Origin of the sequence: Spirosoma luteum DSM 19990 (genome assembly GCF_000374065.1) — a bacterium.
In the GTDB taxonomy this organism is placed as follows: Bacteria; Bacteroidota; Bacteroidia; order Cytophagales; family Spirosomataceae; genus Spirosoma; species Spirosoma luteum.
On record NZ_KB893245.1, the window covers coordinates 265,322 to 290,746 of the forward strand.

The following is a 25,425-nucleotide window of genomic DNA, read 5'->3' on the forward strand; positions in this document are numbered from 1 at the left end:
GGTAATTGTCAAAAGATTTAGCGTGATAAAATGGCTATTAACCACGTCTGGGGTTTAAGGCGTTGTCGATGCGCGCTAATACGTCGCTTAGATGATACCGGCTCATCTTGTCGGTTTGACGCGGAATAGCCACCTTTATACTGCCTTTTAGACTAACCAACTGGGCGCGCACTTCCGACATGATGTCGGATTTGCGAACATCGGCAATGGGGCCGGCATTGTAGCGGAAACCATTACCCGAAAAGCCCGCGGCAGGCGCAACGGGTGGAGTTGGCGTCAACATCGAAATTAACTTCTCCGCGTATACTTTCTGAAGGTTACGGCGATACACATCAATGGAATGACCCGCTTTTAATTCTCTCCAGATTGATGATTGAAGATCGGTCATGAATTCATCCAGGCTGTAGGACTTAGCCGGACGGCTGCTGTTTTCAATCAGGCGCGACAGGCGACCAATATCCATCAGGCTGTTTAGAGTGGTTTCCTGTAAAGTTCGCAGGTAATCAACACCCTGGTCAGGCCGGACAAGCTGCATGATTTTAGCGTCCAGCAGCCAGGTTGGTGTTTGAAACAGTTGCTGATTCAGGAAAGTTACCGCGCTTTTTTGTAATGCATGGGGCGTTGGTTCATAAACGATACCCAACTGATCGTATGTGTGAGGGGTTTCATAAACACCACCAACGTACTTCGTTACGTGGCCCATGTACCGTCGGTATTGCCCGGCAATCTCCCCATACATCTCCCGTAGCTTATCGTAATCTTCGGCTTCTTCGCCCGTCCATTTGGTAAGATTAGGTAAAATTCGCTTAAGGTTTTTGATGCCGTATGTACTGGCAATCATGGCATTATCGCCTAGGTCTTCGCTTTGCGAACGGGGGTCAAGCGGGTTCGTTTCGGTGCCGAACCAATAACGTGGATCACCAACGTGTTTTTTTACCCACCCGTTCAACACTAACTTATCTGCCTCAGGTGTTGGTGTGTCGTAGATAGGCTTATAGCCCCACTCAATAGCCCAGATATCGTAGGTGCCAATACGCGGAAAGAGGTCTGTGATGTTGTCTTCAGGCTGCGCTACATAGTTGAAACGGGCGTAATCCATAATGGAGGCCGTGTGGCCGTATTGTTTGATAAATTCTTTGTCCCGTAACTTTTCAACGGGCGTAGCGTGGCTTGAACCGTAATTATGCCGCAACCCGAGTGTATGTCCTACCTCATGCGATGAAACAAACCGCACCAGCTGCCCCATTAATTCGTCGTCAAACTTTGGTTTACGTGCCCGGACATCGACGGCAGCTCCCTGCACCATGTACCACTTCCGTAGCAGGTTCATGACGTTGTGGTACCAGCCGATATGACTTTCGATGATTTCACCCGAACGGGGGTCGTGGACGTTGGGGCCATACGCATTTTCGATGTCCGATGCGAAATAGCGAATCACCGAATAGCGGGCATCTTCCAGACTCAATGTGCTGTCTTTGCTATCCCAGTCTTTCGCCATAATGGCATTTTTCCAGCCCGCTTTTTCAAACGCTACCTGCCAGTCGGCAACGCCTAGTTTTAGGGATTTACGCCATTTGAGGGGTGTTGCCGGATCGATGTAATAAACAATGGGTTTGCGGGGTTCAATGAGTTCACCCGCTTTCTGGCGTTGGGCGTCGGCTGCATTTTTGGGTTCCAGCTTCCAGTGTACGGCAAAGGTCTCATCCTCAGTTCGCTGTGAGGCATCATTATACACCGTGTAACCATTGGCGAAATAGCCAACCCGGCTGTCGAACAATCGTTTCCGCATGGGTGTGCGCGGTAACAGAATCATGGATGTGTTTATCTCCATTGTTACTGCACCTGCTTCGGTACCAACGGGTAACGCTACGGTAGGTAAGGGCGATGGTACGGGCGACGGTACGACCGGTGTTGTGTTGACGGTGAAGGTTTTTGTTACCATCACTTCCGTGTTGATTGGATACGATTTGATGCGTTGTACATATGACCGTTCCGGCGCCAAAGCCGTTAGCCGGTAACGAAATTTGGTGACTGGATTAATGGATACAACCTGATTGTCTCCCCTGAAAAAGTCCGTTACTTCGATCACCGACGCGAGTACGCTGTCTTTCCGAATGGCTCGCAGGTCGAACGCAAAGGCAATCGGTTCGACATTAGAGTTGCGGACGGCCTGCGAAATGGGCAGCGTGTCGCTCCCGACGTTGATGTAGCTCACAACCCGCAAGAGTAGTTTCTTTTCGGGGCCACGCTCCCAACGCAACACCTGTCGGTTGGCTAATTCACCGCCGTAGCCGGCACCGGTTGGCGCTTTGGCAATCCGCGTGATGGCCATGAACTCGCGGCCTAGCAAACTGTCAGGAATTTCGAGGTAAAATTTATCATCAATCCGGTGCGCGGTAAACAGGCCCCGGCTGGTTTGGGCCGCTGCCGTAATTACGTCACGGTAGGGTTTAATGGGTACTTTTGGGGCCGCAACAACGGTTGTTGCCGTGGGTGTCGCTGTAGCCGTTATGGGTAGCGTCATTGTTGGTGACGTTGGCAAGGTGGGTTTTGGGGCTTGTGCCCGTATCCCTTGAACCGTAAGCCCGAGCAGCGTCAGGAATGCAAAAAATAGTGTAGAAATTTTCATTTGATTCTGGAGGTGAATGTAAGTAGAGTAAGTCTGATTCAATAAAAAACGGTCTTTAACCAATCGTTAAAGACCGTTTTTGTGTACTGGTATTCGTATTTAGAACCGCTTAATTTTTGCCACTACCCTGCGTGGCCGGGGGCGGTGTGGGGCGTTTCTGTTGCTGCATGGGGTTTTGCCCCTGCCCACCGCGTTGCTGCTGTTTAAACAGCTGGAAGCGGGTTGGCTCGGCAACGCGGGGAAATGCGTTGTTCTCCGTGTCGATGTCCGCTATTTCCTGGAATGGGTCGAGCGTCCACTGCTTCACTTTTTTATTGGTGGCAATCACTTTCTTGATCGACACATCGTTGAAGCGCCAGATTTCGGCCGGGAAGCGGGCAACCGAATCCGTGCCGTCTTCAAACTCCATGCGTATGATGACCGGCATGGGCAGACCGCCCTTATTTTTCAGGGCCAGCGTATAGAAATTTTGCTTGTCAGCTGCTTCAATAGCTTTTCGCTCATCGTCATTCAACGAAGCCAGGTAATCCTGGTACTTCTTCTTATCAGCGTCGGTAACCGCGTACGGGTCGTAGCTATTATAGAAATCTTTCATGGTCGAATCCTGGGCCACAACGGTTTCGGCCTGCGTAGCGGCATCGCGCTGCTTGCTGATGGTACCGGCTTTGCGTTTTGCTTCGGCGCGGGCGGACGCTTTCGTTATTTCAGGATTACCCGAATCGACCTGGAACCAGTCGACTTCCACCAAATCCTGATCGACGGGTTCAACTCCGTAGAACCAACCTTTCCAAAACCAGTCCAGGTCAACGCCTGAGGCATCTTCCATCGTCCGGAAAAAGTCAGCCGGTTCGGGCGATTTAAACGCCCACCGACGAGCGTATTCTTTAAACGCATAATCGAATAACTCCCGGCCCATCACCGTTTCGCGCAGAATATTCAGAGCCGTAGCGGGTTTTGCGTAGGCATTGGGTCCAAGACCGATTACGTTGTCGGATGAGGTCATGATGGGGGATAACACCGCTTTGTCTGACTTCATGTAGTCAACAATGTATTGCGGCTCACCCCGACGGCTAGGGAAATTATAATCCCAGTCTTTTTCGGCCAGATACTGGCAGAACGTATTCAGGCCCTCGTCCATCCAGGTCCACTGACGCTCATCGGAGTTGACAATCATGGGGAAGAAGTTATGCCCTACCTCGTGAATGATAACCCCAATCATACCCGCTTTTACCTGCGGGGAGTACGTACCATCGGCTTCCGGACGGCCACCGTTAAACGAAATCATGGGGTATTCCATACCGCCACCAGCCGTAGCGTGGCAGGAGATAGCCACGGGGTACGGATACTTGATGGTCCGGTTACCGTACGATTTCAGCGTGTGCTCTACCACCCGGGTTGAATACTGCTCCCAAAGAGGATTACCTTCTTTGGCGTAGAAAGACATGCTCCAGATTTTGTGGCCATCACCGTACACATCGGTTTGCATGGCATCCCAAATAAACCGGCGGCTGCTGGCGAAAGCAAAATCACGTACGTTCTGCGCCGTATACACCCAGGTTTTCTTGCCGTTTGCTGCACCAGGTTTGGCTTTCAGCGCTTCTTCGGCTTCGGCCTGTGTAACGATAACCACCGGTTTTTTCGAGGTACTAGCCTGCGCCATGCGCTTCTGCTGGGTAGCCGATAATACCTGCTTGTAGTTCTGGCACTCACCCGTAGCCCCCACAACGTGGTCATTGGGTACGGTGATGGCTACTTTGTAATTGCCAAAAATGAGGGTAAACTCGCCCTGACCCAGAAACTGCTTGTTCTGCCAGCCATTCACATCGTTATAAGCGCATAAACGTGGAAACCAGTGGGCAATAAAGTAGTTGTAATTACCATCTTTCGGGAAAAACTCCATACCACTCCGGCCGTAATATTCCGTGACGAAGTAGTTCCAGTCCACATTGAAGGAGTAGCTGCCACCCGGTTTGAGCGGGGCTGGCAAGTCAATCCGCATCATGGTCTGGTTGATGGTGTACTTCAGCGCAGTGCCTGACTTGGTATCTTTAACGGATGTGATATTGTACCCGTATTTGTCCGTCGCCTGCTGACTGCTCCGCTCGCGAACGGAGGTCAGGTTTTGCAACTGCCCGAAACTCATGCCGTTTTCGTTGACGCTCCCCGTGCGGGTGACGCTACCGATGGAGCCTTTTGCAAATAAATTCTGGTCGAGTTGAAGCCAGATATAGGGCAATGCATCCGTCGAGTTATTATGGTACGTAACCGTTTCCGAACCAATAATTTTTTGGTTCGCATCGTCCAGCTCGACTTTTATGTCGTAGTCGGCCTGGTTCTGGAAATAGTCCTTACCGGGGGCACCGGCCGCCGTCCGGAAGGTGTTGGGCGTGGGCAGATTGGGGCCGAGTTGCTCAAAACGCGTGTTCGCATTTTGCGTCGGGGCTTGTTGAGCGAATACGACTGCTGACCATAGTGTAAGGCCAGCCATTAACATACTTTTTCTCATCGTTTATTTCTCATTTTAGGTTGTCGTTAATTTTTGCCACTTCCCTGCCGGGCGGGTGCTGGCTGCTGTTTCTGTTGTTGCATGGGGTTTTGGCCCTGCCCACCCCGCTGCTGTTGCTTGAATAGCTGAAACCGGGTGGGTTGGGCTACCGGTGGAAAGGAGTTATCCTCTGTATTAATGTCGGCAATTTCGTAGAATGGGTCGAGTGTCCACTGCTTCACCTTCTTGTTGGTGGCAATCACTTTGTTAATGGACACATCATTGAAGCGCCAGATTTCGGCCGGGAAGCGGGCAACTGAATCCGTACCGTCTTCAAATTCCATGCGTACAATGACCGGCATCGGAATGCCGCCTTTATTCTTGAGCGACAGCGTATAGAAGTTAGTGCCCGCTTCGGTCAGCAACTTTTCTTCAGCGGATAGAGAATTCAAATAGGCCTGGTACTGCTGACGGTCTCCTTCCGTCACGGCGTAGGGGTCGTAGCTGTTATAGAAGTCTTTCATGGTGGAATCCTGCGCTACCACGGTTTCGTCTTTGCTGAGTGCATCCCGTTGCTTGCTGATGGTATTCATCTTTTTCTGAGCAGCGGCACGGGCTTCCACTTTCGAGATGTCGGGATTCTGGGAACCCGCCTGGAACCAGTTGACTTTCACCAATGACTGATCGACGGGTTGTACACCGTAGAACCAGCCTTTCCAGAACCAGTCTAGGTCGACGCCCGAGGCATCTTCCATCGTCCGGAAAAAGTCAGCCGGTTCGGGCGATTTAAACGCCCACCGACGAGCGTATTCTTTAAACGCATAGTCGAATAACTCCCGGCCCATCACCGTTTCGCGCAAAATATTCAACGCCGTAGCGGGTTTACTGTACGCGTTGGGACCAAAGGTGTTGCGCGGAATATTATCCGAACTGCTCATAATGGGCACCTGCTTGCTGGAATCCATCTGCATGTAGGGTACAATTGATTGTGGCTCGATGCCCCGCGCCGGGAAGTTAGCATCCCATTCCAGACAGGCCAGTCCTTCCAGAAAACTGTTCAGGCCTTCGTCCATCCACGACCACTGCCGCTCGTCGGAGTTGACAATCATGGGAAAGAAATTATGCCCTACTTCATGAATGACCACCAGAATCAGAAAATTTTTGGTGCCCTGCGAATAGGTGCCATCAGCCTCCGGGCGGGCACCGTTGAAGCACATCATTGGGTATTCCATGCCCCCAACCGGCCCGTGTACGGAGTAGGCCACCGGGTAGGGATACCCGAACGTACGTTTCGAGTAGGAGCGCAGCGTGTGGGCAACTAGGCGGGTTGAATACTGGCCCCAGAGCGGGTTAGCTTCTTTTGGATAGAGGGACATGGCCCACACCCGCTTGCCTTCCACACTGGGTTGCAACGCATCCCAGATGAATTTACGGCTGCTGGAAAACGCAAAGTCGCGCACGTTTTCGGCTTTGTATACCCAGGTTTTGGTACCCGTTGGCTTGCCTTTCTCGGCGGCTTCGGCTTCGGCCTGCGTTACGATGACCACTGGGTTTTCGCCGGGCTTATCGCCCTTGCCTTTCGCTTCGTTCCAGCGTTTCTGCTGTGTGGCGGTTAATACCTGCCCCGGATTTTGTAGCTCACCGGTTGCGCCTACAACGTGATCATTCGGGGCGGTGATGGCTACTTTGTAGTTACCAAAAATGAGGGTGAACTCACCCTGACCCAGAAACTGCTTGTTTTGCCAGCCATTTACATCATCGTAGGCACACATGCGCGGGAACCACTGGGCCATCTCGTAAATGTAATTACCATCTTTCGGGAAAAACTCGTAGCCGGAGCGGGCATGGGTAGAGGTGGCATCGACAATGTGGAAATTCCAGTCGATTGAGAAAGCGACGGACTTGCCGGGAAGTACAGGTTGGGGCAGGTCAATCCGCATCATTGTTTCATTGATGGTGTATTTGATTGCCTTACCGGCCTGGTCGCGCACGGCGGTAATTTTATAGCCGTAATCTTTTCCAATCAAAGCGGCATCGGGATTGAGCTGGGCGAGACTGGCCCGTTCCGGGTTGAGGCTGTTTGTGGTTGCGGTATTGCCGGTGGCATCGGGGCGAAAAACGTTCTGGTCAAGCTGAATCCAGAGGTAAGGCAGGGCGTCCGACGAGGTGTTATGGTACGTAATCGTTTCGGAGCCGGTAAGTCGCTGTTTAGTATCGTCCAGCGTTGCTTTGATATCGTAGTCGGCCCGGTTCTGGTAGTAGTCTTTTCCGGGGGCACCCGATGCCGTGCGAAATGTATTGGGGGTGGGCAGTTTGGGGCCAAGTTGCTCAAAACGTGTATTGGCCTGCTGAGTAGGTGCCTGAGCAAGCATAGTCCCCATTTGAACGGCCAAACTCGTTACCAGCAAAATTATCTTTTGCATAAAATGGATTGTAGTTGTTGATGAAAAAGCTAAAAATACAAAAAAAAGAGTTTTGCTGACTTTTGATTTTGATGAAAACTCAGAATGGCCGGAGGAACGGTAGGCTTTACTTCAGTAAGTCACTCAAATACGTATTGTTGATAATCAGGGACAGCGCCATTCCGGCAACGATACCCGATATAATAAGCGTCCAGCGAAGACGGCTGGTTTTGAGGATATCGAGCAGCCCATAAGCGATTAAAAGAATCAGTATTACAATAACCAACTGCCCTATTTCCAGACCGATATTAAAAGCCAGCAGTGGCCCGATAATATCGGCCTCCCGGCCCAGCAGGCTCCGCAGGTAATTAGAAAAACCCATGCCGTGAATCAACCCGAAGGATAGTGCCAGTCCATAGCGCCAGGAACGACCGGAGAGTTTGCGAGATGTAAATTTCCGTTGCTTCGTGTCCCGAAAGAAGAAATTGGAAATAGCGGTAATTAGTATCGTAACTGGAATGAGCAGTTCAACAAGGGCTGTTTTATAGTGAATGAGTTGCAGCGTAGCCAGGGCCAGTGTAATGGAATGCCCAATGGTGAAGGCCGTAACCAGAATCAGTACCTGCCGCCACTCCCGAATGATGTAGACTGCACACAGCGCAATAACGAACAGAATATGGTCGTATCCCCTTGGGTCGGTAATGTGGTCGAACCCTAAGCGTAAGTAAATAAGAAAATCGTCCATAAGCGAAAGAAGTGTTCACGGCTGGCTGCCACGGGAACGGCTTCGCGTCAGCCAGCCGTGAACCAAAAACTGTTTACCGTAAACTTATTTAAACCACTTAGCATACATTACATAATTATCGGCGGTTCGGTCAAATATGTCGGCCTGTTCCAGCGAAACCGCTTTTAAAAAACGGGCCGGATTACCGGCGTAGATGCTACCGGGTGGTACTATCGTATGCTGCGTAACAATGGCCCCGGCCGCTATGATGCTACCTGTACCAACAACGGCACCATCCATAACAATGGCTCCCATGCCAACAAGCACGCTGTCTTCCAGCGTGCAACCGTGAACAACGGCGTTATGGGCGATGGAAACCGAACTGCCAATGGTGGTTTTAAACCGTTGGTAGGTGCAGTGGATAACGGCTCCATCCTGAATATTGGTCCGGTCGCCGATGGTGATGGCATTAACGTCGCCCCGGATAACGGCATTGAACCACACCGTGCAGTCCTGCCCCATGGTTACGTCGCCCACAATGGTAGCGTTCTCCGCAAACCAGCAGTTTTCGCCAAACCGGGGATGATTGCCCCGAACAGATTTGATTAGTGCCATACTGCAAAGATAGATAGCGAACTCCTTTTTTGACTGGTCCAACAAAAAGGGGTTGATTCGCTCGAATCAACCCCTTCTTCCAACTGGAAATGGTACTTATTTGGTTACCTTATCGGCGGTCTTGCTAAACCAGTCGCCGATGTCGTCAACAACTTTACTGGTTTCTTTCTTCACATCATCGAATGTATTGGAAGTAGCCCGCTGCACCTTGTAGTAAGCGTCGGACAACTGGCTGCGCTTATCCTGTAGGTCTTTAACCATGTCTTCACGCTTTTTCTTGTCCCGACGGCTTTCGTCTTTTACATCCTGCTTTACTTCGGACAGTTTTTGATCAATCTTGTCCATCTGAGACGAGATTTTGTCGCCTAAATCACGACGGTCCCGGTCAGATGACTGGTTGTTGGATTGATTACCAGTGTTGCTATTATTCTGACGGTAGTTCTGATTCGAGTTATCGTTCCGGTCGTTGTTGTCCCGACGGCTACCCGACATGTTGCTGTAATCACCCTGACGGCTGTTATCGCGGCTGTCGGAAGAGTAATTATTCTGGCTGTTAGTACGATTGGATGAATTGTCCCGGTTATCCATCTGACGATTGTTCCGGTCGTTGTTCATGTTCCGGTTATCGCGATTGTTGTTCCGGTCGTTGTTCATGTTCTGGTCATCACGACTACTGTTCTGGTTTGAATCGTAACTACGATTGTCACGGTTGTCCATCTGCCGGTTATCGTTCATGCTGCCACTGTTGCGGTTAGAATAACCATCATTACGGTAGGAATCCCGATTGTTGTTAGACTGATTATCGTACCGGTTGTTGTACGAATTCTGGTCGTTGTTCATGTTCCGGTCATTGTACGAGCGGTCATTGCTGTACGAATTCCGGGAGTCCCGATCATTATATTGGCTGTTCTGACTGTTGTTCGAGTACCGATCATTGGACTGGCGATCATCGTACGAACGGTTGCTGTTGTTAGACGAATTGCGGCTGTTGTCGTACCGGTCGTTATATGAATTTCGCTGATCGTACGACTGGTTATCGTAGCGGTCGGTGTTCATGCTACGGTCGTCGTAATACCGGCTATCATACGACCGGCTGGTATTGCTGTACCGATCACTATTGTAATAAGGATTCTGACGATCACCCGACCGGTAGGGGTTATTGTAGGTACCACTCCGATAACTCATCCGGCTCCCCTGGTCACCCGAGTTGCTATAAGGGTTCCGGTACGAACTGCTGTTGCGTGAGTTATTACTGTTATACCGCGAGTTGTTACTACTCATTCGCTCGTCATCGTCGGTACGATTTCGACGGTTGAATATCCTGTCCGCCTGATTATCGGCCGTGTTGCGTGATTCGCTGTTGCGATCCCGCTGTACAATGTCTTCCCTGCTGTTCTGTGAGTTTCCGTACAGCCAGCGCTCTGTTGATGCGCAGGATGATAAACTGGCCATTGCTGCCAGTAAAGCGCCTGCTGCCCATATTTTCCTTTTCATAACGTTGTATAATTTAATGATAAACTAACTTGTTTGTCAAAGTTGCTTTAGCCTATATAACTAATGAAGTAAGGCAAATGTTAGTATTTTATCCGTAAAGGAAGGGGGTTTTACTGTTGGTCTTACCGGTCAATGATAGAACGGATAAGCAGGGTGAGCGATGCTAAAAGCACCGTAATGACCATGATGGCTAATGCTGATAGGTAGGCTGACGGTTTCCTGTAACGAGTTTTTAATGACCAGAGCAGGGAGGCCATTTTTATCGCTGAAAACCTGCAATTCCTTATCTGCAACGGACGAAACCGCAGCGTAGTGTTCCAGAAGGCTAGTACGAAGCTGGGTAGACTGGTGCTGATTATCAGCACGTTCAAATAGAATAACTACTTGTTCGGGAATGGGGAGTTGGTTTGCAGGAAAGGCTACACTGGCAATGTAATTCGGCGTAATCAACGATCTGGTCCGGTATTCTTCTTCATACACCACGAATCCTTCGGCGGCTTCATCGGACCACGTTGTGAGGGTACAGCTTATTTTTTTTGGGTTGAAAACGCGCTTCCCCGTTTTCCGGGTGGTTGCTTTGTAGGCACTTTCCTTCATACTCCATAGTAGCCAAACCAGGCATTCCGGGTCAATGGCGCTCTGGATAAGCTGCTGTTCGGACGGGGTAAATAACTTATTCAGAAACCCTTTCCGCTGCCAGTTACTTTCCCGTTTTGCCTGCGCCCGATCAACAATGTCGTTGCCAATCATTTGGCCGCTAACTTTTCCTGGATAATATCAATGGCGGTTCCTACTGTGAGCATCTTCTCCATCGACTCATTGTCAATTTCGATGTCGTAGGCTTCCTCCACATCCAGGGCAATGTCGACCAGGTTAGCCGAGTTAATCTTTAAATCCCGGATAAAATCGGTTGCTTCTGTTACGTGCTCAAATGCCTGCTCATCCTGAACGTAGGGTTTCACAATTGTTTTGAGGGCAGTAATCAATTCGTCTTTTGTCTGCATTGTCTGTTTAGGCTAGAAACTTTTTTAAAAGTATACACGCATTTACGTCGCCAAAACCAAAGTTGGCTTTTGCTATGATCGTAATTTCTTTTCGAATGGATTGCTGAGGAATCCGGCTGACATCAATTTGAGCGGAAATATCCGGGTGACTGTCTTCCGAATTGATGGACGGATAAATAAACCCGTTATACAATTCCAGCACCGAAGCCACGCACTCGATACTGCCGGCGGCACTCAGGCAATGGCCCACCATTGATTTGAGCGAGTTAACATAAGGAAAATCGCCACCCTGGCGCTGCAGAGCTTCGCACCAGGCAGTCACTTCGGCCGGGTCTTTTATCGTTGCCGTCAAATGACCGTCTATTACATCAACTTCGTCGGCCCGGACGCCTGCCTGCACCAAAGCTGTTTCGATGCATTTTCTGACGGCCACCGGGTTGGGTGCGGTCATGGTTCCGCCTGCCCGCTGACCACCGGAGTTCATATGCCCGCCCAGTACTTCAGCATAAATGGTTGCCTTCCGTTCCTGCGCACTTTCCAGCGATTCCAGCACCAGCGCACCCGCACCACTGCCGGGTACAAAGCCGCTGGCGCTGGCACTAAGCGGCCTCGATGCCCGTTCGGGGTCCTCGTTGTACTGATAGGGAAGTACGCGCATGGCATCGAATCCACCCCAGATGTATGGGCCGTGGTCGCTGCAACTACCGGCCAGCATCCGTTTGGCCGAGCCGCTGGCTATTCGTTCGTAAGCCAAAAGTAGGGCTTCGGTACCCGTAGCGCAGGCGGAAGAGTTGGCACTAATCTGGTTACCGCAGCCGGTCATACCGGTCAGGTAGGCACTTACCCCACTGGTCATGATTTGAAGCACCACCGTACTGCCCAGCCGCCGAACCTGCCCCTCATCGACCTTGTAAATAGATTCCCGAAATTTATCGACGCTCAACATACCGGTCCCGAAAATAATGCCCGAATCCCAGTCCGGCTCATCGGTGGCCGTTGGAAGGCCAGCGTTATGCCAGGCCTCCATACCCGCCATAACCCCGTAGATTATGCCACTACTGTTGAGTCCTCTGAGCTGTAAATCAGTGAAGTATTGCTGCTTGTGCGCTTCGGTAACGGGGGGGATACCGCCTACCTGACAGGCGAATTTTAAATCGGCTAATTCCTGATGAAAGGTAATACCACTCTTTCCGGTTTCGATAGCCTCCAGGAAGGCGGGAACGCCTACACCATTGGGCGATACGACGCCCAGACCGGTAACAACAACCCGATTACGCATGTGATTTCGACTTCATCATACCGGCAATGGTGCCCCGGCATACCAGCTCATCCTTATCGTTTAGCATCTCTACTCTACATTTCAACTTATGAAACCGGAAAAAGTCTTTCGTTGACCGAACCGTAACGGTTTCGCCGGGGAAAACGGGCTTGTAGAAATCAATCTGCGTGGCGGTCAGGGCGATTTCCAGTTCGTCGGTTGGGGCGTCATTCAGCAAAAAAATACCCAGACAAACGACACCAATTTGCGCCATTACCTCCGTCAGGATAACACCGGGTGTAACGGGCATTTGGCTAAAGTGCCCGGCATAAAAAGACGAATCGGCTGGAAAAGTATACTGTCCTTCCACGCCATTCTCTGTAACAGATTGCAGGGAGTCAACAAACAAAAAAGGTTTGCCGTAGGGTAATTTCGAGAGGATATGGTCAAATGGCTGCACGTATAGTTTATTGGAGATGCTCGCCACCGTTGACCGGAATTACGGTACCGTTAATCCAGGCGGCTTCGTCTTTACAGAGTAAATAAACGACGTTCGCCACATCGTCGGGTGTGGTTAGGCGAGCCATTGGGTTTCGTTGCCGACTGTGCGCCAGCAACGTATCGTGACCCGGAATCATGCGTAGCGAATCTGTATTGGTAACCCCTGCCATGATGCAGTTTGCTCGAATACCTAAAGGAGCCATCTCCAGCGCAATACTCCTTGAAATAGCTTCTAGGGCCGCTTTAGCCGCCGAAACGGCTGCGTAGTTCTTCCAGGCTTTCGTGCTTCCCTCACTGGTGAAGCTAATAATACGGGCGTCGGGGGCAAACATATGTTCCATTACCAGCGCTTTTGTCCAATCGTACAAACTAATGGCCATCGCGTCGATGGTTAACTGAAAATCGTCGTGCTGGAGGCTCGGTTTCTCCTGGGCCAGCATTGGTTTCAAATTACCCTTGGCGATGCTGTGAATTAACGCCCTAATTTTCCCCTGCTCCCCCATCCGGTTGCGCAAATCGGCCATGATGGCAGTCCGCTTATCGGCATTGGTCGCATCCACGTTGACATCAATGCATTGAATACCTTCCGCTGCCATCTGACTGAATGCCCTTTCTACGTCGGGGAGGTCCGCTTTTCGGGTTCGGTGCACGATGCACAGATTCATGCCGTGCCGTGCCAGCTTCTGCGCCGTTGCAAGGCCCAATCCTTTACTACCGCCCAGGATAATGGCCCAATAATTGTGTTGACCAAATTCGGTTACCATCGTAGCAAAACGCGCTGTGCCGAAAAGCCCGGCCCAAAACTGAGCATAAGCCCGTACGTATCGGTAGGACATCCTTTGTCCATGAATTGTTCTAACACATACAGGACTGTTGCGCTGGACATATTGCCGTATTTTCGTAAAACATCCTTCGTTTCGTCAATGTTCTTGCCCATTTTGCCAAAAATGTCCTGTACTACTTCTACGATCTTCCGCCCGCCGGGGTGGAAAATAAGGTGATCAATGGATTCGATGGTGAGCTGGTTTTTTTCCAGAAAAGGATAAATAATAGCCGGGAAATGTTCGGCAATGGTATCCGTCACGGCTTTGTCCAGAATCATCTGCAAGCCGGTGTTACTGAGGCCAAAACCCATCATGTGGGTAGCCTCGTAAAAGTGGTACATATCTTCGGCTACCACTTCCGGTCCGGCATCCTCTTCATGCGATGACAGGAGAACACAGGCGGCACCGTCGCCAAATATGGCTGCGCTCACGACGTTGGCCATCGAATAATCGTCCAGTTGGAAGGTGGCCGTTGGGGACTCGACCGCTATCAATGCAGCCCGCTTGCCGGGATTGGCTTTCAGGAAATTCTTGGCGTAAATAATCCCCGACACTCCAGCCGCGCACCCCATTTCGGTAACGGGAAGCCGGACCACATCCTGCCGCATCTGTAAGTTGTTAATCAGGTACGCATCCAGCGATGGAATCATAATGCCGGTACAGCTGACGGTAATCAGGTAATCGATATCCGTCAGTTTCCACGTCGTTTTTGCCAGCGCACTTTTCAGTGCTTCCTCGCCCAGTTTAATGGCTTCACGGGCGTAAATGGCGTTTTTCTCGGCGAACGTGGTTTGGGAAAAAACCTCTTCCGGGCTCATGACCGAATACCGCCGGTCGACAGCCGCATTTTCAAATATCTTCTTTACTTTCCGCTGAAACCGGCTGTCCTGCCCGGCTAGCCAAACATCCAGAAAGGGTAAAATATCACTTGTATCCCGCCAATGTTGAGGTAATGCTTTCGCTACTGCTGTAATTCGTACACTCATAGGTTTTTTATAATCCATTGATAGCGAAACGCCCATCGCCAATTGATACTGTACTCGTTCAGATGCAGTTGTCTGGAATAGTTCTCTAAGTCCGCCCGCTTGAACCCCCGAAGAATTGATGTTAGTCCGTCTTCTCTGGACATTCTATTTAGTCCAAAAACGAAGCAGATGAGTTGAAATAATCGGTACGGAATCGGACTCCGTTGCAGGTCATTGATAACTACGCCCAGCGTAGCTTGTTCCGACAATAATTTCATCAGGGCCAAAATAGCATCGTCCGAAAAATGGTGCAGGGTCAGGGTACATACGGCAATGTCATACTGTACCGCTGTAAAGGCTTCGCTGAAAACGTCCTGCACCCGGTAGGTTATCGAGGGGTACTCGGTAGAACAGGCTTCGGCATGGCGGATTGTAAACGGATTAGCATCGATGCCCAAAACCGATACAGTCCGGTTTTCCTTCCGGGCAAAGTCCGCAATAGCGCGGCACATATCTCCATTGCCACAACCGATATCCAGGATAGAAACGGGTTTATCGTTCGGCTGGTTTTTGAGCAGGACCTTTATGCCATCCAGCGTAATTTTGTTGCCACCCAGCCATTGGTTAATCTCGGCAATTTTATCCAGAGCCTCCTTCAGTTCGTTGCCTTCCATCGAGAAATCATCCATTATTTCTTCTCTGGACGTGCGGTGTGCGGTATTCAATGCCATTCGATTCGTCTAAATAATGAGCTAATGTTCATCGCGGCTTACTAAGCGGCCACCAGTGGATTTCCGTGCGTTTGTTTAATAATAAGCGGTAATATTCCCGGCGTTAGCTGCACCCCCTTCATCACGAGTGACGTAGCGAAAGGCGACTGTAATACATATTGTAGGGCCCGCCCGGCGGTTAGTCGTTTATTAAATTCATGCGTCCAGGCAAGGGTATATTGTTTCTCCAGCGTTGCCCGGTCAATCGTGACCCAGTCAAAGGAATGGGGCTGGTAATGCATTTCAATCAATTCGGCCAGGATTTTGGCACTGTGAATGGCCATTGCCATGCCATTCCCGCAAAGCGGATGGATTAGCCCGGCAGTGTCGCCACTCATCAGCACGTGGTTTTCGACGGGCTGTTTTTTGGCAAACGAAAGCTGACTGATGACCAGTGGCTTGTCAAACAGCGGGGTAGCACTGGCGAAAAAACGATTCAGAAAAGGATTTTTTCGGAGTACCCGCTCCTGGAATTCGGCTACATTTTTATACTGCTTAAAACTGCTGTAGTGGGCCAGATAACAGGCATTCACGATGCCCTCTTCCACCTGACTCAATCCGCAGTACCCACCCTCGAAATTATGGAGCGATACCTGATCATTGGGAATATCAGCCCGGTAGTGGGCTTTAACGCCCAGCCAGGGCGAGGCCTGGTGCATGAATGCCCGGTTTAACTGCTTATCCAGCAATGACCGTTTTCCGTAGGCCCCGATAACCAGATTTGCCGTGTAGGTTTCATTACCTGATGTAGTGACGGTAAACTGATTATCCTCAAACTGAACGGCTTCTGCCTGAGTCTGCAAAACTCGTACACCCGAAAGAAGCGCCTTTTGGTACAAAAAATCATCAAGCCGATACCGGCTCACACCGAATCCGCCCAGAGGTAGTTTACTTTCTACTGATTTCCCGGAGACCGTGCTCAATTGAAAGCGATTGATTCGGGAAGGGCCGAGTTCATCGACTGATACACCTAACTGCTCAAGATAAGGAAGTACCTCGTTAGAGACGTATTCGCCACAGACTTTATGATGCGGATAGGCCTGCTTCTCGACCAGGATTACCCGAAATTTCTTTTGGGAAAGATGAATACCCGCTACCAGTCCCGCCAGTCCACCACCAATAATAATAACGTCGGCATTACACGGCATCAGCGGGTGGCTTTATAGAGTAAAGTCTGGTTTTGCTGCTAACAAACTGTCAAGGTAACATGTTCAGGTGATTCTTTCGGCAGCTATGAAAAAGCAGAACCGATAAATTCCTTATTTTATCGTTAGTGTACGCGCCCCATTGTAGCTGCGGTATTCCCCGTTGTACATAGCATCGGCCGAGACGGGTCCCACTACAAACCGCCCTCGCGAAACGGCCCGCGCCAGATAGTAGAACGATTTTTCGGTGCCCGTAGCAGTCATATAGAAATTAATCCGGTCGTCGCGCAGGTCGAAATAATCAGGCGTGGCGGGTTTCTGAATCCAGGGCATATCGCGCGGTTCATTAAGACGCGGGTTTTCCACTTCCAGCCCCGCCGGTAGTAAATCCGTGACGACTATGTTCTGCACATCAAGCCCATTAGTACTGGTCAGCGTGATTTTTACAACGACCAGATTATTCTGCTTAATAGCTTCGAGCGGATTTCCATCCCGACTGAGGTAGGTACGGCGAACCCGCAGTCCGTTGTCTTCTTCGGCAATTTTCCCGTTTGCCGGTATCCCTTCGCTCTGGGCAAAATAATATACGTTGCCAGTACCTTTGGCTATCAGGTTGAGCGGAGCATTCGTCGGAATTCGCTTAATGGTTAGGAATGGACCATTCAGGGCACCAATCACCGTCTTATTAGCGGTAACGGTCGCCGTGGCCGTGCTGTTGGCCGATTGCCGGGCTAGCTTACCAAGTGCCAGAAACGCAAAGGAGGCTTCCTGCGTGTTGAGGTAAGTTGCCTGTTTCAGCGCCCCGGCCAGCTGCCGGGCAAGGGTCGGAATCTGAATGTTGTTACCATCCGTTTCCACCAGTACATCCAGCACCAGGGCCAAGTTTCGTATGGGCGATGCATAACTGCCCGCCGTTTGCCGCCCCGTTGTGTTATCAGTGAATTTTTTGGGTAGCAGAGCCGAAAAGCTACGGGAATCACCCACGCGAAAGAAGGTCGACGCCAGCAGATACCGGCTGTCGGACGTGAGTAAGCCGCTGTTCTGCTTATAATAATTCATGGCCGACCGGTTAGGTTTACCCGCAATTGCCAACGCGTAGAGCGCGTAAATAGTGGTACGACTGGCCACTTTGCGGAAGGTGCGGCCACCGGCCTCATCAAACGTGACGTCGGTTTCGGTGGCTGGCCGGTTGGTGAGCGTGGTCAAAAAGTCAATGGCCTGACTTGTCACCGCTGGTCGCACTTCATACCCTGCCTCCTGGGCTTCGGCCAGAAAATGCAGCGCATAAGCCGTGGCCCAACTATCCACATTCGTTCGGCCCGCTACCACAGCCATGCCCGGCCACATGCTAAACCCACCGCCGGGCGTTTGCAAACTTTCAACCGTTTGAATGGCCTGCCGGACATTGGTAGCCGGATTTAAATCGCTCTCGCCCGCCCGTACAAAATACGTGTTGGTGTTCAGTTGCTTGGCTAAATCGGCGAAGTACAACTGCGGAAAGGCTTTCGAAATCGTTTGTTCAATGCACCCGTGCGGGTACCCCAGCAGGTATGACAGTTCCCGTCCGTACTGCGCCACCGGCGACCGGCTGAGGATCAGACTCGCTTTTGTCGTGCCGGACAGGAAAGAACCCGCCAGTTGAAGCGTTTGCAATTGTCCACCGGCCACGGCACCTGATACAGTCGTTTTTTGCAGGGAAGCTGCCGGACGAACGGTAATATCCGTCTTTTCGGTGAACGTCTCGTTCAGCCCATTGGCCGTTATGGTAATGGTTCCGGCCCCGATGGCCTGCTTCGCCGATAACCGGAACAGGGCCCGACTCTCGCGACCGGGTTGAATGGTTAGCTTCTGCGTGCTGATGCTATCGGCTACTAATGGGCCCGTCAGGCTCAGTTTAGCTGTAACCGTCGCTACCTGTTTGGTAGTATTGCTCAGATTGACGGGTAATTCGAGCTGGTCGCCGGGTGTCAGGAAGCGGGGAACGCCGGAACTGATCACAATGGGGTCGGCTACTTTCATGTTTGTGTTGGCCGACCCAAAGGCATTGTCTTTGTAAGCAACGGCCATCACGCGTAAATCGCCCGAAAACTGCGGAATATCTACAGCGAATGTCGCTTCCCCATCCGAGCCGGTTTCCAGAATGCCACTCCACAGGGCAACCAACTGAATACGGCCATTGCTGAGCGGGTTGACGCGCTTCTCCAAATCATAGCCATCCCCCCCAACACTTGATGTCGATTTCAGCGATAGTTCCGGGTAGAGCAGGGCGTAGAGGTCGTGACTACCGACTTCCAATGCCCGTTTCTGGTAGAAAAATCCGTGCGGGTCGGGCGTTTTAAAGTTTTTGAGTTGCAGAATTCCTTCATCGACTACGGCCACCGTTATCTGAGCGTTCTTCGCCGTTTTGACGGTGATTGTCTGCTTTGTTTTTGAGCGGGATTGCAGGGAGGCCGTGATGGTTACGGGCATTTTGGTATCGATATCCTGCACGGGTACGGGCGCAAAGCCGTGGGCCACCGTTAGCGGCAGGTTTGTATTGTCAATGGCCCGAATCAGGGTGGCGGTCACGTACACATTGGGCAGATGGGTAGCCCCCACCGAAAAATTCCACTCGGCGGATTTATTGGTGGTTTTCAGCCAAACCTGTTCCAAAACGCTGTTTCGCTCGATGGTCACCAGCAGTTTGCCATCGAAGGGAGCTTTGAAGAGTACTTTCGCTTTGTCGCCGGTTTGATAAACGGATTTATCGAGGGTCATCAGCACCTGCCCTTCCTGACTTACGTCAAAGGAAGAGGCCGATGTGCTGCCGTAGCCATAGGCATAGAAGCCGGTGGCTGCGTAGTTAACAGCGTCCGGTCGGCGGATCCGGATCTCGTACTCGCCCGAAACGGTGGGCACGTATCGGAAACTGGCTTTGCCACCTTTGACCGTCAGCAGGTTACTGTAAACCGGCTTTTCGCGCCGTTTAGTTGTGTATTTTATCTGCCCGCCGTTGCTTTCTTTTTCGATAACCGTCTGGTAATCATAGCGTACAACGTCAACGGTCGCTTGGGCCGAGGCCCGTACCGTCCCGGCTGGGTCGAGGGCTACTATTTCCGGGCTAAGAGGGGTATTGGTCGCTACGTATCGGTCAGGCAGGCGGGTGCCGAAGAACGTGTCCTGCGTGAGGACATCCAACCGGCGAAGGCGGTTAACGGGGCGCCCGTTCTCGTCAAATACCGTGACGAACAGTTTCGCTTCGAGCAATCCAATATCTTGGTACAAGGCGGGGATGGGGAATTTTTCGGTCACCTGCCCATTGGCATTGGTGCGCCCCTGCCGGACTTCTTTTGGAAAAACATCATTCTTCCCGGCATTGGCCCCCGACTGACTGTTGGCTATATCGAAGTCGTAGTCCTCAAAGCCTTTTGGCGCGAAGGCTTTCCGCTTCAGTTGCAACTCCATCTCGTATGACCGGTCGGCGGCCGGGGGGCCAAACAGGTTCGTTGCCGTAGCAGAGAGAGTAATCGTCTGGCCTGATTTATAACTCGCTTTATCCGTCAGCACATCAACCTTAATCCGGTCCGGTACGAACTCCTCCACACTAACCAACTGCGATGTCAGCAGCACATTGTTGGCGTTTAACACCTCAATCGAATAACTCCCGGTTACAGCCGCCGGGCTAAGTGGGACATCCGTCGTGACGGCCCCCTGTGCATTCGTCGTTTTGCGAAACACCTGTAATTCGCGCCCGTTGGGTGTCAACACTCGAATCAAAACGGGGATTGCGCCCACACTTTTCCAGGTTTGTGACCGGATGATGGTGTTAAAATGAATCGTTTCGGCGGGGCGATAAATGTCGCGGTCGCCGTACACGAACGCGTCGAAACCCGATTCGTTATCGTATTTCCCGGCCACATCGAAGCGCGACGTTTCAACCTGCGTGTCGGGCAAAAACAGAAAATTAAAGTCATCGCTGGTACGGGCGGTGAGCATGGCTATCTTGAAACCGGGTGCTTTTTCGGCTACCTTGTCGAACCTGACAAAGCCGCTGCCGTCGGTTTTGAGCGTGTAAACCGACTGATTGTTGTTGCTGACAAGCGTTATATCGACGCCTTGCAGGGGTTCTGCGGTATGGATGGAATTTGCCCAGACGAACACCTCATTTTTAGTCTGGTGCGCCACCAAGCCAATGTCCGACAGGGATACCAGTTGGTTTGCCTGCAAATAAGCTTCATCCTTTGAGTCGACCGAAACCAGATACACACCCCTGAACTCATTATTGGCATCGGGCAGGGCCAGGTTCAAGGCCGACACACCCCGGACTTTGGGGAGGTCGGCGGTTTCAACGGTTTTGTTGACCAGTACGGTACTTAAGTCACCCTGTTCATCGTCGCTGTAGTTGAACGTGCCCGACGGTCCCCAATCGCCACTGGCGTTCTCCCGGTAATCTTCGTAGCGGTTATTACGGAAATAACTCAGGAGGTTGTTTTCGTACACCTTCGCAATTTTCACCTGCACGTTGGGTACGTTAACAATGTTCAGACCAATGTTATGCGCTCCCTTCGAGGACAGATAGAGTGCCTTTTTGTTGGCAAACTGAATGCTGGCGGGCATTTTTCCGAAAAACAGATCACGGGTTACCGGCTCCTCCAGTTTGGTGCCCAATTCTCCCCGAATCTGGTCAGTCAGTGTCAGCACGTAGGTATCGGCCTCGTTGAAATTACCCCGGATTGTGAAACCGTTTTCGGTCAGTTCGGCCGTCGTTTCAACGGCGGGCTGGATGGTGTAAAACGCGCTCAACCGACCATCAGCCTGCAACGTTTGCGTCGTGATGACCCGAATTACACCCTGTGCGTTTTCGTAGCTTGTTTGTACATCGGCAATGTCGATCTTGAAACGCGAGGGCAGGGTACTGGTTTCTTCAATTACTTCTTTGCTTACATAAGCCGTGTTTGGCACTTTCACCCCCTTGTCGACCCTAACAAGCAGGGGTTGTCCATTTTTCTGAGCCGGAGCATTCGTAAGGGTCAGGGCAACCGCGTTTGGTGAGTCGCCGGGGGTGGTTTGCAGGGTGAGGGGTTTCTCGTCGGCAGTAGCTGTTACCTTGCTGGCCACCTCTGCTGATGAAATGGGGTAGTTGAAGTTTAAGCGGGTTCTGGCTACCGGTTGCCCCGTTTCGCGGGAACGTGTCCACCAATTTTCGACACTCGCCAGTTGCAGGTAAGGCGTGTGAAAGGCAATAGCATCGCCCGATACGTTCAAGTCTTTTTTATCGGACCGCTTCAATAAATTATCCGTCAGCTCGGCCTGGTAATCGGTAGCGGGGTCTAAAGATTTGGTGGGCGAGAAAACCAGCTCATTCGGGGCTGTCCACCTGAATTTACCTTGAATGGCGGGTATGAAGCGTATATACTGGGTTGAATCCCATTCGTTGACCTGTTTCGCCGGACCAACATTTTTATTAAAGGTGAAGGTCAGATTCTGGGTTTGCTGAACAACATCCCCAAAATTGCTCCCAATTACCGCTACTTCGTTGAACGGCAGTCGGGAGCACTGGAAAAGCAGTAAAGAGAGGGTAATGGAAAGCAGCAGGAAACGCGCGTAGAACGAAAAGAGATTTTGCATGATGGTAGGAGTGAAAACCGAATTTTGACGAAAAAACCCACTCGTAGTTTAGGGAGTGGGTTCACGTTTGCCGGACAAGTTACTAAGCGGTCATTGTAGTGCGGGCGTGAACTGAGCGGTAACAATTTTCCAGGAATTACGCTGCCTGATACACATAACGGAGAAGGTAACAGTGCTATCAAAGGGCTGGCCCTGTACGTTGCCCTTCGCTTTCCATTTGCCGGTTACTACGGCGGCATCACTGTTATACTGGCGGGTACGCGTATCCGTACTGGCAGCCGTTTCGATGACGATAAAACCACCCCCAACGCCCTGCACCATCAAATCGCCATCCACCACGATTACCGTCGAAACTGACCAGACTGAAATCGCCGGATATTGTCTTGCTAATCGCATTGCTGTCTTCATCGAGTAGGGCTTTGAAGAACGCGTTGGTCAGGATGAGCGGGTCCTGACTGGGGTCGGTGGCCGACTGGGCGAAGGTGGCCGTCGCGCATAGGCACGAGATAAGAAGGGCAAGGACTATTTTCACGAATCGGCGAATGGCTTCTGTCCTGTAAATGAACGGATAACAGGGAGAAAAGCAAAATAAACAACGGGTTACTCATTTTTTACCAGTACCCGTATATCGCTGTTCCTGCCTTTGTCGTCGGCGCACGAAATCTTCAGGGTGCCTGGCGTTGGCTTAAAAAAGATGGCTTCACTTGGTTTCGCCCGTCGGTACAGTTTATCGTTCAAATACCAGAATACCAGTTGTACATCATTAGGTGCCTGACAGCTCAATTCCATCTCTGCCGGTTGGGCTGGGTTGATGAAATACTCACTACCATCGTTCAGGCTGGTGATGTGGGGCCCCGTTTGTCCCTCGTTGCCGAATACCCGTTCACAAGCCGGATTGTGCGGGGGAATTGACTCAAACGGAACATGACGGCTTTGATAAAAGGATGCCAGCTCCGGCGATAAATTGGGATAAGAACGGCGGATAAAGCTCGAATCAGGACGGCACTGCACACAGTACGAAACCGTAGCCGATGGATTGGTCAAAACGGCTTTCCGGTGCTGACAGATCCGGTATCGCGAAACGCCCGTAATATAGTAGTCCGTCGTTGGGTTCGGGCAAAATTCACCCGGGATATCACCCGTTTCAGGGCAAATGACGCGCATCGAAAGGGTGCTGGCTTCTTTGGGTGTCCGAAACCAGCCCGTTGGCGAGTTATAATCGAGGACGTTGAAGAGTTGAAACAGGAGTGGGGTGGCGGTATTGGCCCCGCTCAATTCGGGCACTCCAACGCCCGAAAAATTACCAACCCAAACCCCAATGGTATAGCGTTGATTATAGCCGATGCTCCACGCATCCCGACGGCCGTAGGAGGTGCCGGTTTTCCAGGCGATGCGGGGCAGGTGGTAGCTGTTGTCGAAGTTATTGGGCAGGTCAGGGCGTGTAATCTGGGTTAGGGTGTGCGTAACCAGGTAAGCTGCTTCGGGCGAGAGCAGGCTGACCCCATCGGGTTGCTTCGATACGCTGGTTTGCGGTACTGATGGAAGGGTAAAGTTCAGCATAGCCCATCGGCCCCCGTTGGCTAATCCAGCGTACAGGCGCGTCATCTCTTCCAGCGTAACGCCACAACCGCCCAGAATCATGGAAAGTCCCAGTTGGTTAGCCTGCTGCTTTATGGCCGAAAATCGGGCATTTTTCAGCGTGGTTACCAGCGTTGATGTCCCCATTTCCTTCAGCAAAGCCACTGCCGGGATGTTCAGCGAGTTGGCTAATGCGAATTCTGCCGTAACCGGACCATTGAACCGCCGGTCGTAATTATCCGGTTCGTAACCACCGAAGTTGGTCGGCACGTCGGTGAGTTTTGTTTTCGGTGTAATGACGCCCGCGTCGAAAGCAAGGCCGTATAGAATTGGTTTCAGCGCACTCCCCGGCGACCGTATTGCCCGGATGCCATCCACCTGACCGCCATCGAATGAGTTAGTAAAATCGGCCGAGCCAACATACGCAACCACTTCCCGCGTCTGATTATCCACAACGAGCACGGCTGAATTATGAATGTTAAACGCCCGGATTCGATTGGCATATCGCTCCACCACCTGTTCGGCCGTGGTCTGTATGGTTAGGTTCAGGGTAGCGTGAATAACAGGGACGTTCGGGTTTTCGGTGCGGAGCCGGTACGCCAGGTGGGGTGCCCGCTGTGGTGCTTCCCGTCGGTAGGCGTCAAGCGGTTCATTCCGGGCATCCTGAATGGTTTGTTCATTGAAAAGACTAGCCTGTTGGAAGCGCACGAGCCAGCGATTTCGTTCTCGTTTTACCAATTCGTTATGCACGCCCAGGCGCAGGCTTGATGGGCGATTGGGGATAATGGTGAGTGTCGTTAGTTCGGCCAGGCTAAGTAACACGGGCAGTTTTCCAAAGTAAAGGAGAGAGGCCGATTTTAGCCCCTCAATATTGCCGCCGTAGGGGAGCAGGTTCAGATACAGTTGCAGAATTTCATTCTTCGAGTAATGAACTTCTAACTGTACCGCCCGGAATAACTCGATAAGTTTGTTCGTATAGGTTCGGTCGCGGGGTTTCAGCAACCGGACGGTTTGCATGGTTATGGTCGACGCGCCCGAGGTTCGTCGACCCGTCAGCAGGTTTCGGGCGGCCGCCCGCAGCATGGCAATAGGATTGAAACCGGGATGATAGTAAAAGTATTTGTCCTCTTTGAACAGAATGGCATCACGCAACGGGGGTGTAATCTCATCCAGCTCCGCGTACATCCGCCACTTATCGTCGCGACTCAAAAAAGCGTGCAGAACGGAGCCATCGCGTGCCGTAATCAGGGTTGAATAAGGAACAGTGGTGTTGGTGGGGAAGAAAAAATCCAGGCCAAAAAAAACCAACAAAGCCGCTAACCCGGTTTTGATTACGGGCGATTTCCACAAATGCTTCGTGATGATTTTACTTTTTTCAACAGACAACATGACGAATCCGTGTAACTCTCCGTTTATTTGTGCGG

Annotated in this window: 17 protein-coding genes; all 17 read right to left on the minus strand. The window is 51.4% G+C overall.

From position 1 onward, the window contains the following. Positions 1-37: 37 nt before the first annotated feature. Positions 38-2,629 carry a zinc-dependent metalloprotease gene (locus B156_RS0101125; RefSeq protein ID WP_018617763.1) on the minus strand — a complete coding sequence of 864 codons (2,592 nt, stop codon included), beginning with the start codon at positions 2,627-2,629 and terminating at the stop codon, positions 38-40. A 109-nt stretch (positions 2,630-2,738) separates the two neighbouring features. Then, positions 2,739-5,135, minus strand: coding sequence for a M1 family metallopeptidase (locus tag B156_RS0101130; protein ID WP_026260513.1), 2,397 nt, complete (start codon positions 5,133-5,135; stop codon positions 2,739-2,741). 26 nt (positions 5,136-5,161) lie between these two features. After that, complete coding sequence (locus B156_RS0101135) at positions 5,162-7,537, minus strand: M1 family metallopeptidase (RefSeq protein WP_018617765.1); 2,376 nt, start codon at positions 7,535-7,537, stop codon at positions 5,162-5,164. Positions 7,538-7,643: 106 nt separating this feature from the next. Then, positions 7,644-8,261, minus strand: coding sequence for a HupE/UreJ family protein (locus B156_RS0101140; protein WP_018617766.1), 618 nt, complete (start codon positions 8,259-8,261; stop codon positions 7,644-7,646). Positions 8,262-8,345: 84 nt separating this feature from the next. Further along, entirely contained in the window at positions 8,346-8,855 is a 510-nt protein-coding gene (locus tag B156_RS0101145) for a gamma carbonic anhydrase family protein (protein WP_018617767.1), read from the minus strand. A 96-nt stretch (positions 8,856-8,951) separates the two neighbouring features. Further along, the gene (locus B156_RS0101150) at positions 8,952-10,349 is read right to left on the minus strand and encodes a hypothetical protein (protein WP_018617768.1); all 1,398 of its coding nucleotides are present in this window, start codon (positions 10,347-10,349) and stop codon (positions 8,952-8,954) included. Between the two features lie 129 nt (positions 10,350-10,478). Beyond that, positions 10,479-11,099, minus strand: coding sequence for a 4'-phosphopantetheinyl transferase family protein (locus B156_RS0101155; RefSeq protein WP_018617769.1), 621 nt, complete (start codon positions 11,097-11,099; stop codon positions 10,479-10,481). Next, on the minus strand, positions 11,096-11,353 hold the full coding sequence (locus B156_RS0101160; protein ID WP_018617770.1) for an acyl carrier protein: 258 nt from the start codon (positions 11,351-11,353) through the stop codon (positions 11,096-11,098). Before B156_RS0101160 ends, B156_RS0101155 begins: the two co-directional genes overlap by 4 nt. 7 nt (positions 11,354-11,360) lie before the next feature. Then, a complete protein-coding gene (locus B156_RS0101165; protein WP_018617771.1) occupies positions 11,361-12,632 on the minus strand; it encodes a beta-ketoacyl-[acyl-carrier-protein] synthase family protein in 1,272 nt (423 codons plus the stop codon). After that, positions 12,625-13,098 carry a 3-hydroxyacyl-ACP dehydratase FabZ family protein gene (locus B156_RS0101170; RefSeq protein ID WP_157626889.1) on the minus strand — a complete coding sequence of 158 codons (474 nt, stop codon included), beginning with the start codon at positions 13,096-13,098 and terminating at the stop codon, positions 12,625-12,627. Before B156_RS0101170 ends, B156_RS0101165 begins: the two co-directional genes overlap by 8 nt. Then, positions 13,079-13,876 (minus strand): SDR family oxidoreductase, encoded by a 798-nt coding sequence (locus B156_RS0101175; RefSeq protein ID WP_018617773.1) that lies wholly within the window; start codon positions 13,874-13,876, stop codon positions 13,079-13,081. Before B156_RS0101175 ends, B156_RS0101170 begins: the two co-directional genes overlap by 20 nt. After that, entirely contained in the window at positions 13,870-14,922 is a 1,053-nt protein-coding gene (locus tag B156_RS0101180; RefSeq protein WP_018617774.1) for a type III polyketide synthase, read from the minus strand. Before B156_RS0101180 ends, B156_RS0101175 begins: the two co-directional genes overlap by 7 nt. Then, positions 14,919-15,632 carry a methyltransferase domain-containing protein gene (locus tag B156_RS0101185; protein WP_026260514.1) on the minus strand — a complete coding sequence of 238 codons (714 nt, stop codon included), beginning with the start codon at positions 15,630-15,632 and terminating at the stop codon, positions 14,919-14,921. The genes B156_RS0101180 and B156_RS0101185 overlap by 4 nt, the downstream gene beginning before the upstream one ends. A 41-nt stretch (positions 15,633-15,673) precedes the next feature. After that, positions 15,674-16,819: an NAD(P)/FAD-dependent oxidoreductase gene (locus B156_RS0101190; RefSeq protein ID WP_018617776.1), complete on the minus strand. Its 1,146-nt coding sequence runs from the start codon at positions 16,817-16,819 to the stop codon at positions 15,674-15,676. A 111-nt stretch (positions 16,820-16,930) separates the two neighbouring features. Beyond that, positions 16,931-22,423 carry an alpha-2-macroglobulin family protein gene (locus tag B156_RS0101195; RefSeq protein ID WP_018617777.1) on the minus strand — a complete coding sequence of 1,831 codons (5,493 nt, stop codon included), beginning with the start codon at positions 22,421-22,423 and terminating at the stop codon, positions 16,931-16,933. Positions 22,424-22,513: 90 nt separating this feature from the next. Then, positions 22,514-22,831, minus strand: coding sequence for a DUF4440 domain-containing protein (locus tag B156_RS28715; RefSeq protein ID WP_245563656.1), 318 nt, complete (start codon positions 22,829-22,831; stop codon positions 22,514-22,516). Positions 22,832-23,023: 192 nt separating this feature from the next. Then, entirely contained in the window at positions 23,024-25,390 is a 2,367-nt protein-coding gene (gene pbpC / locus B156_RS0101205; RefSeq protein ID WP_018617779.1) for a penicillin-binding protein 1C, read from the minus strand. Positions 25,391-25,425 lie beyond the last annotated feature (35 nt).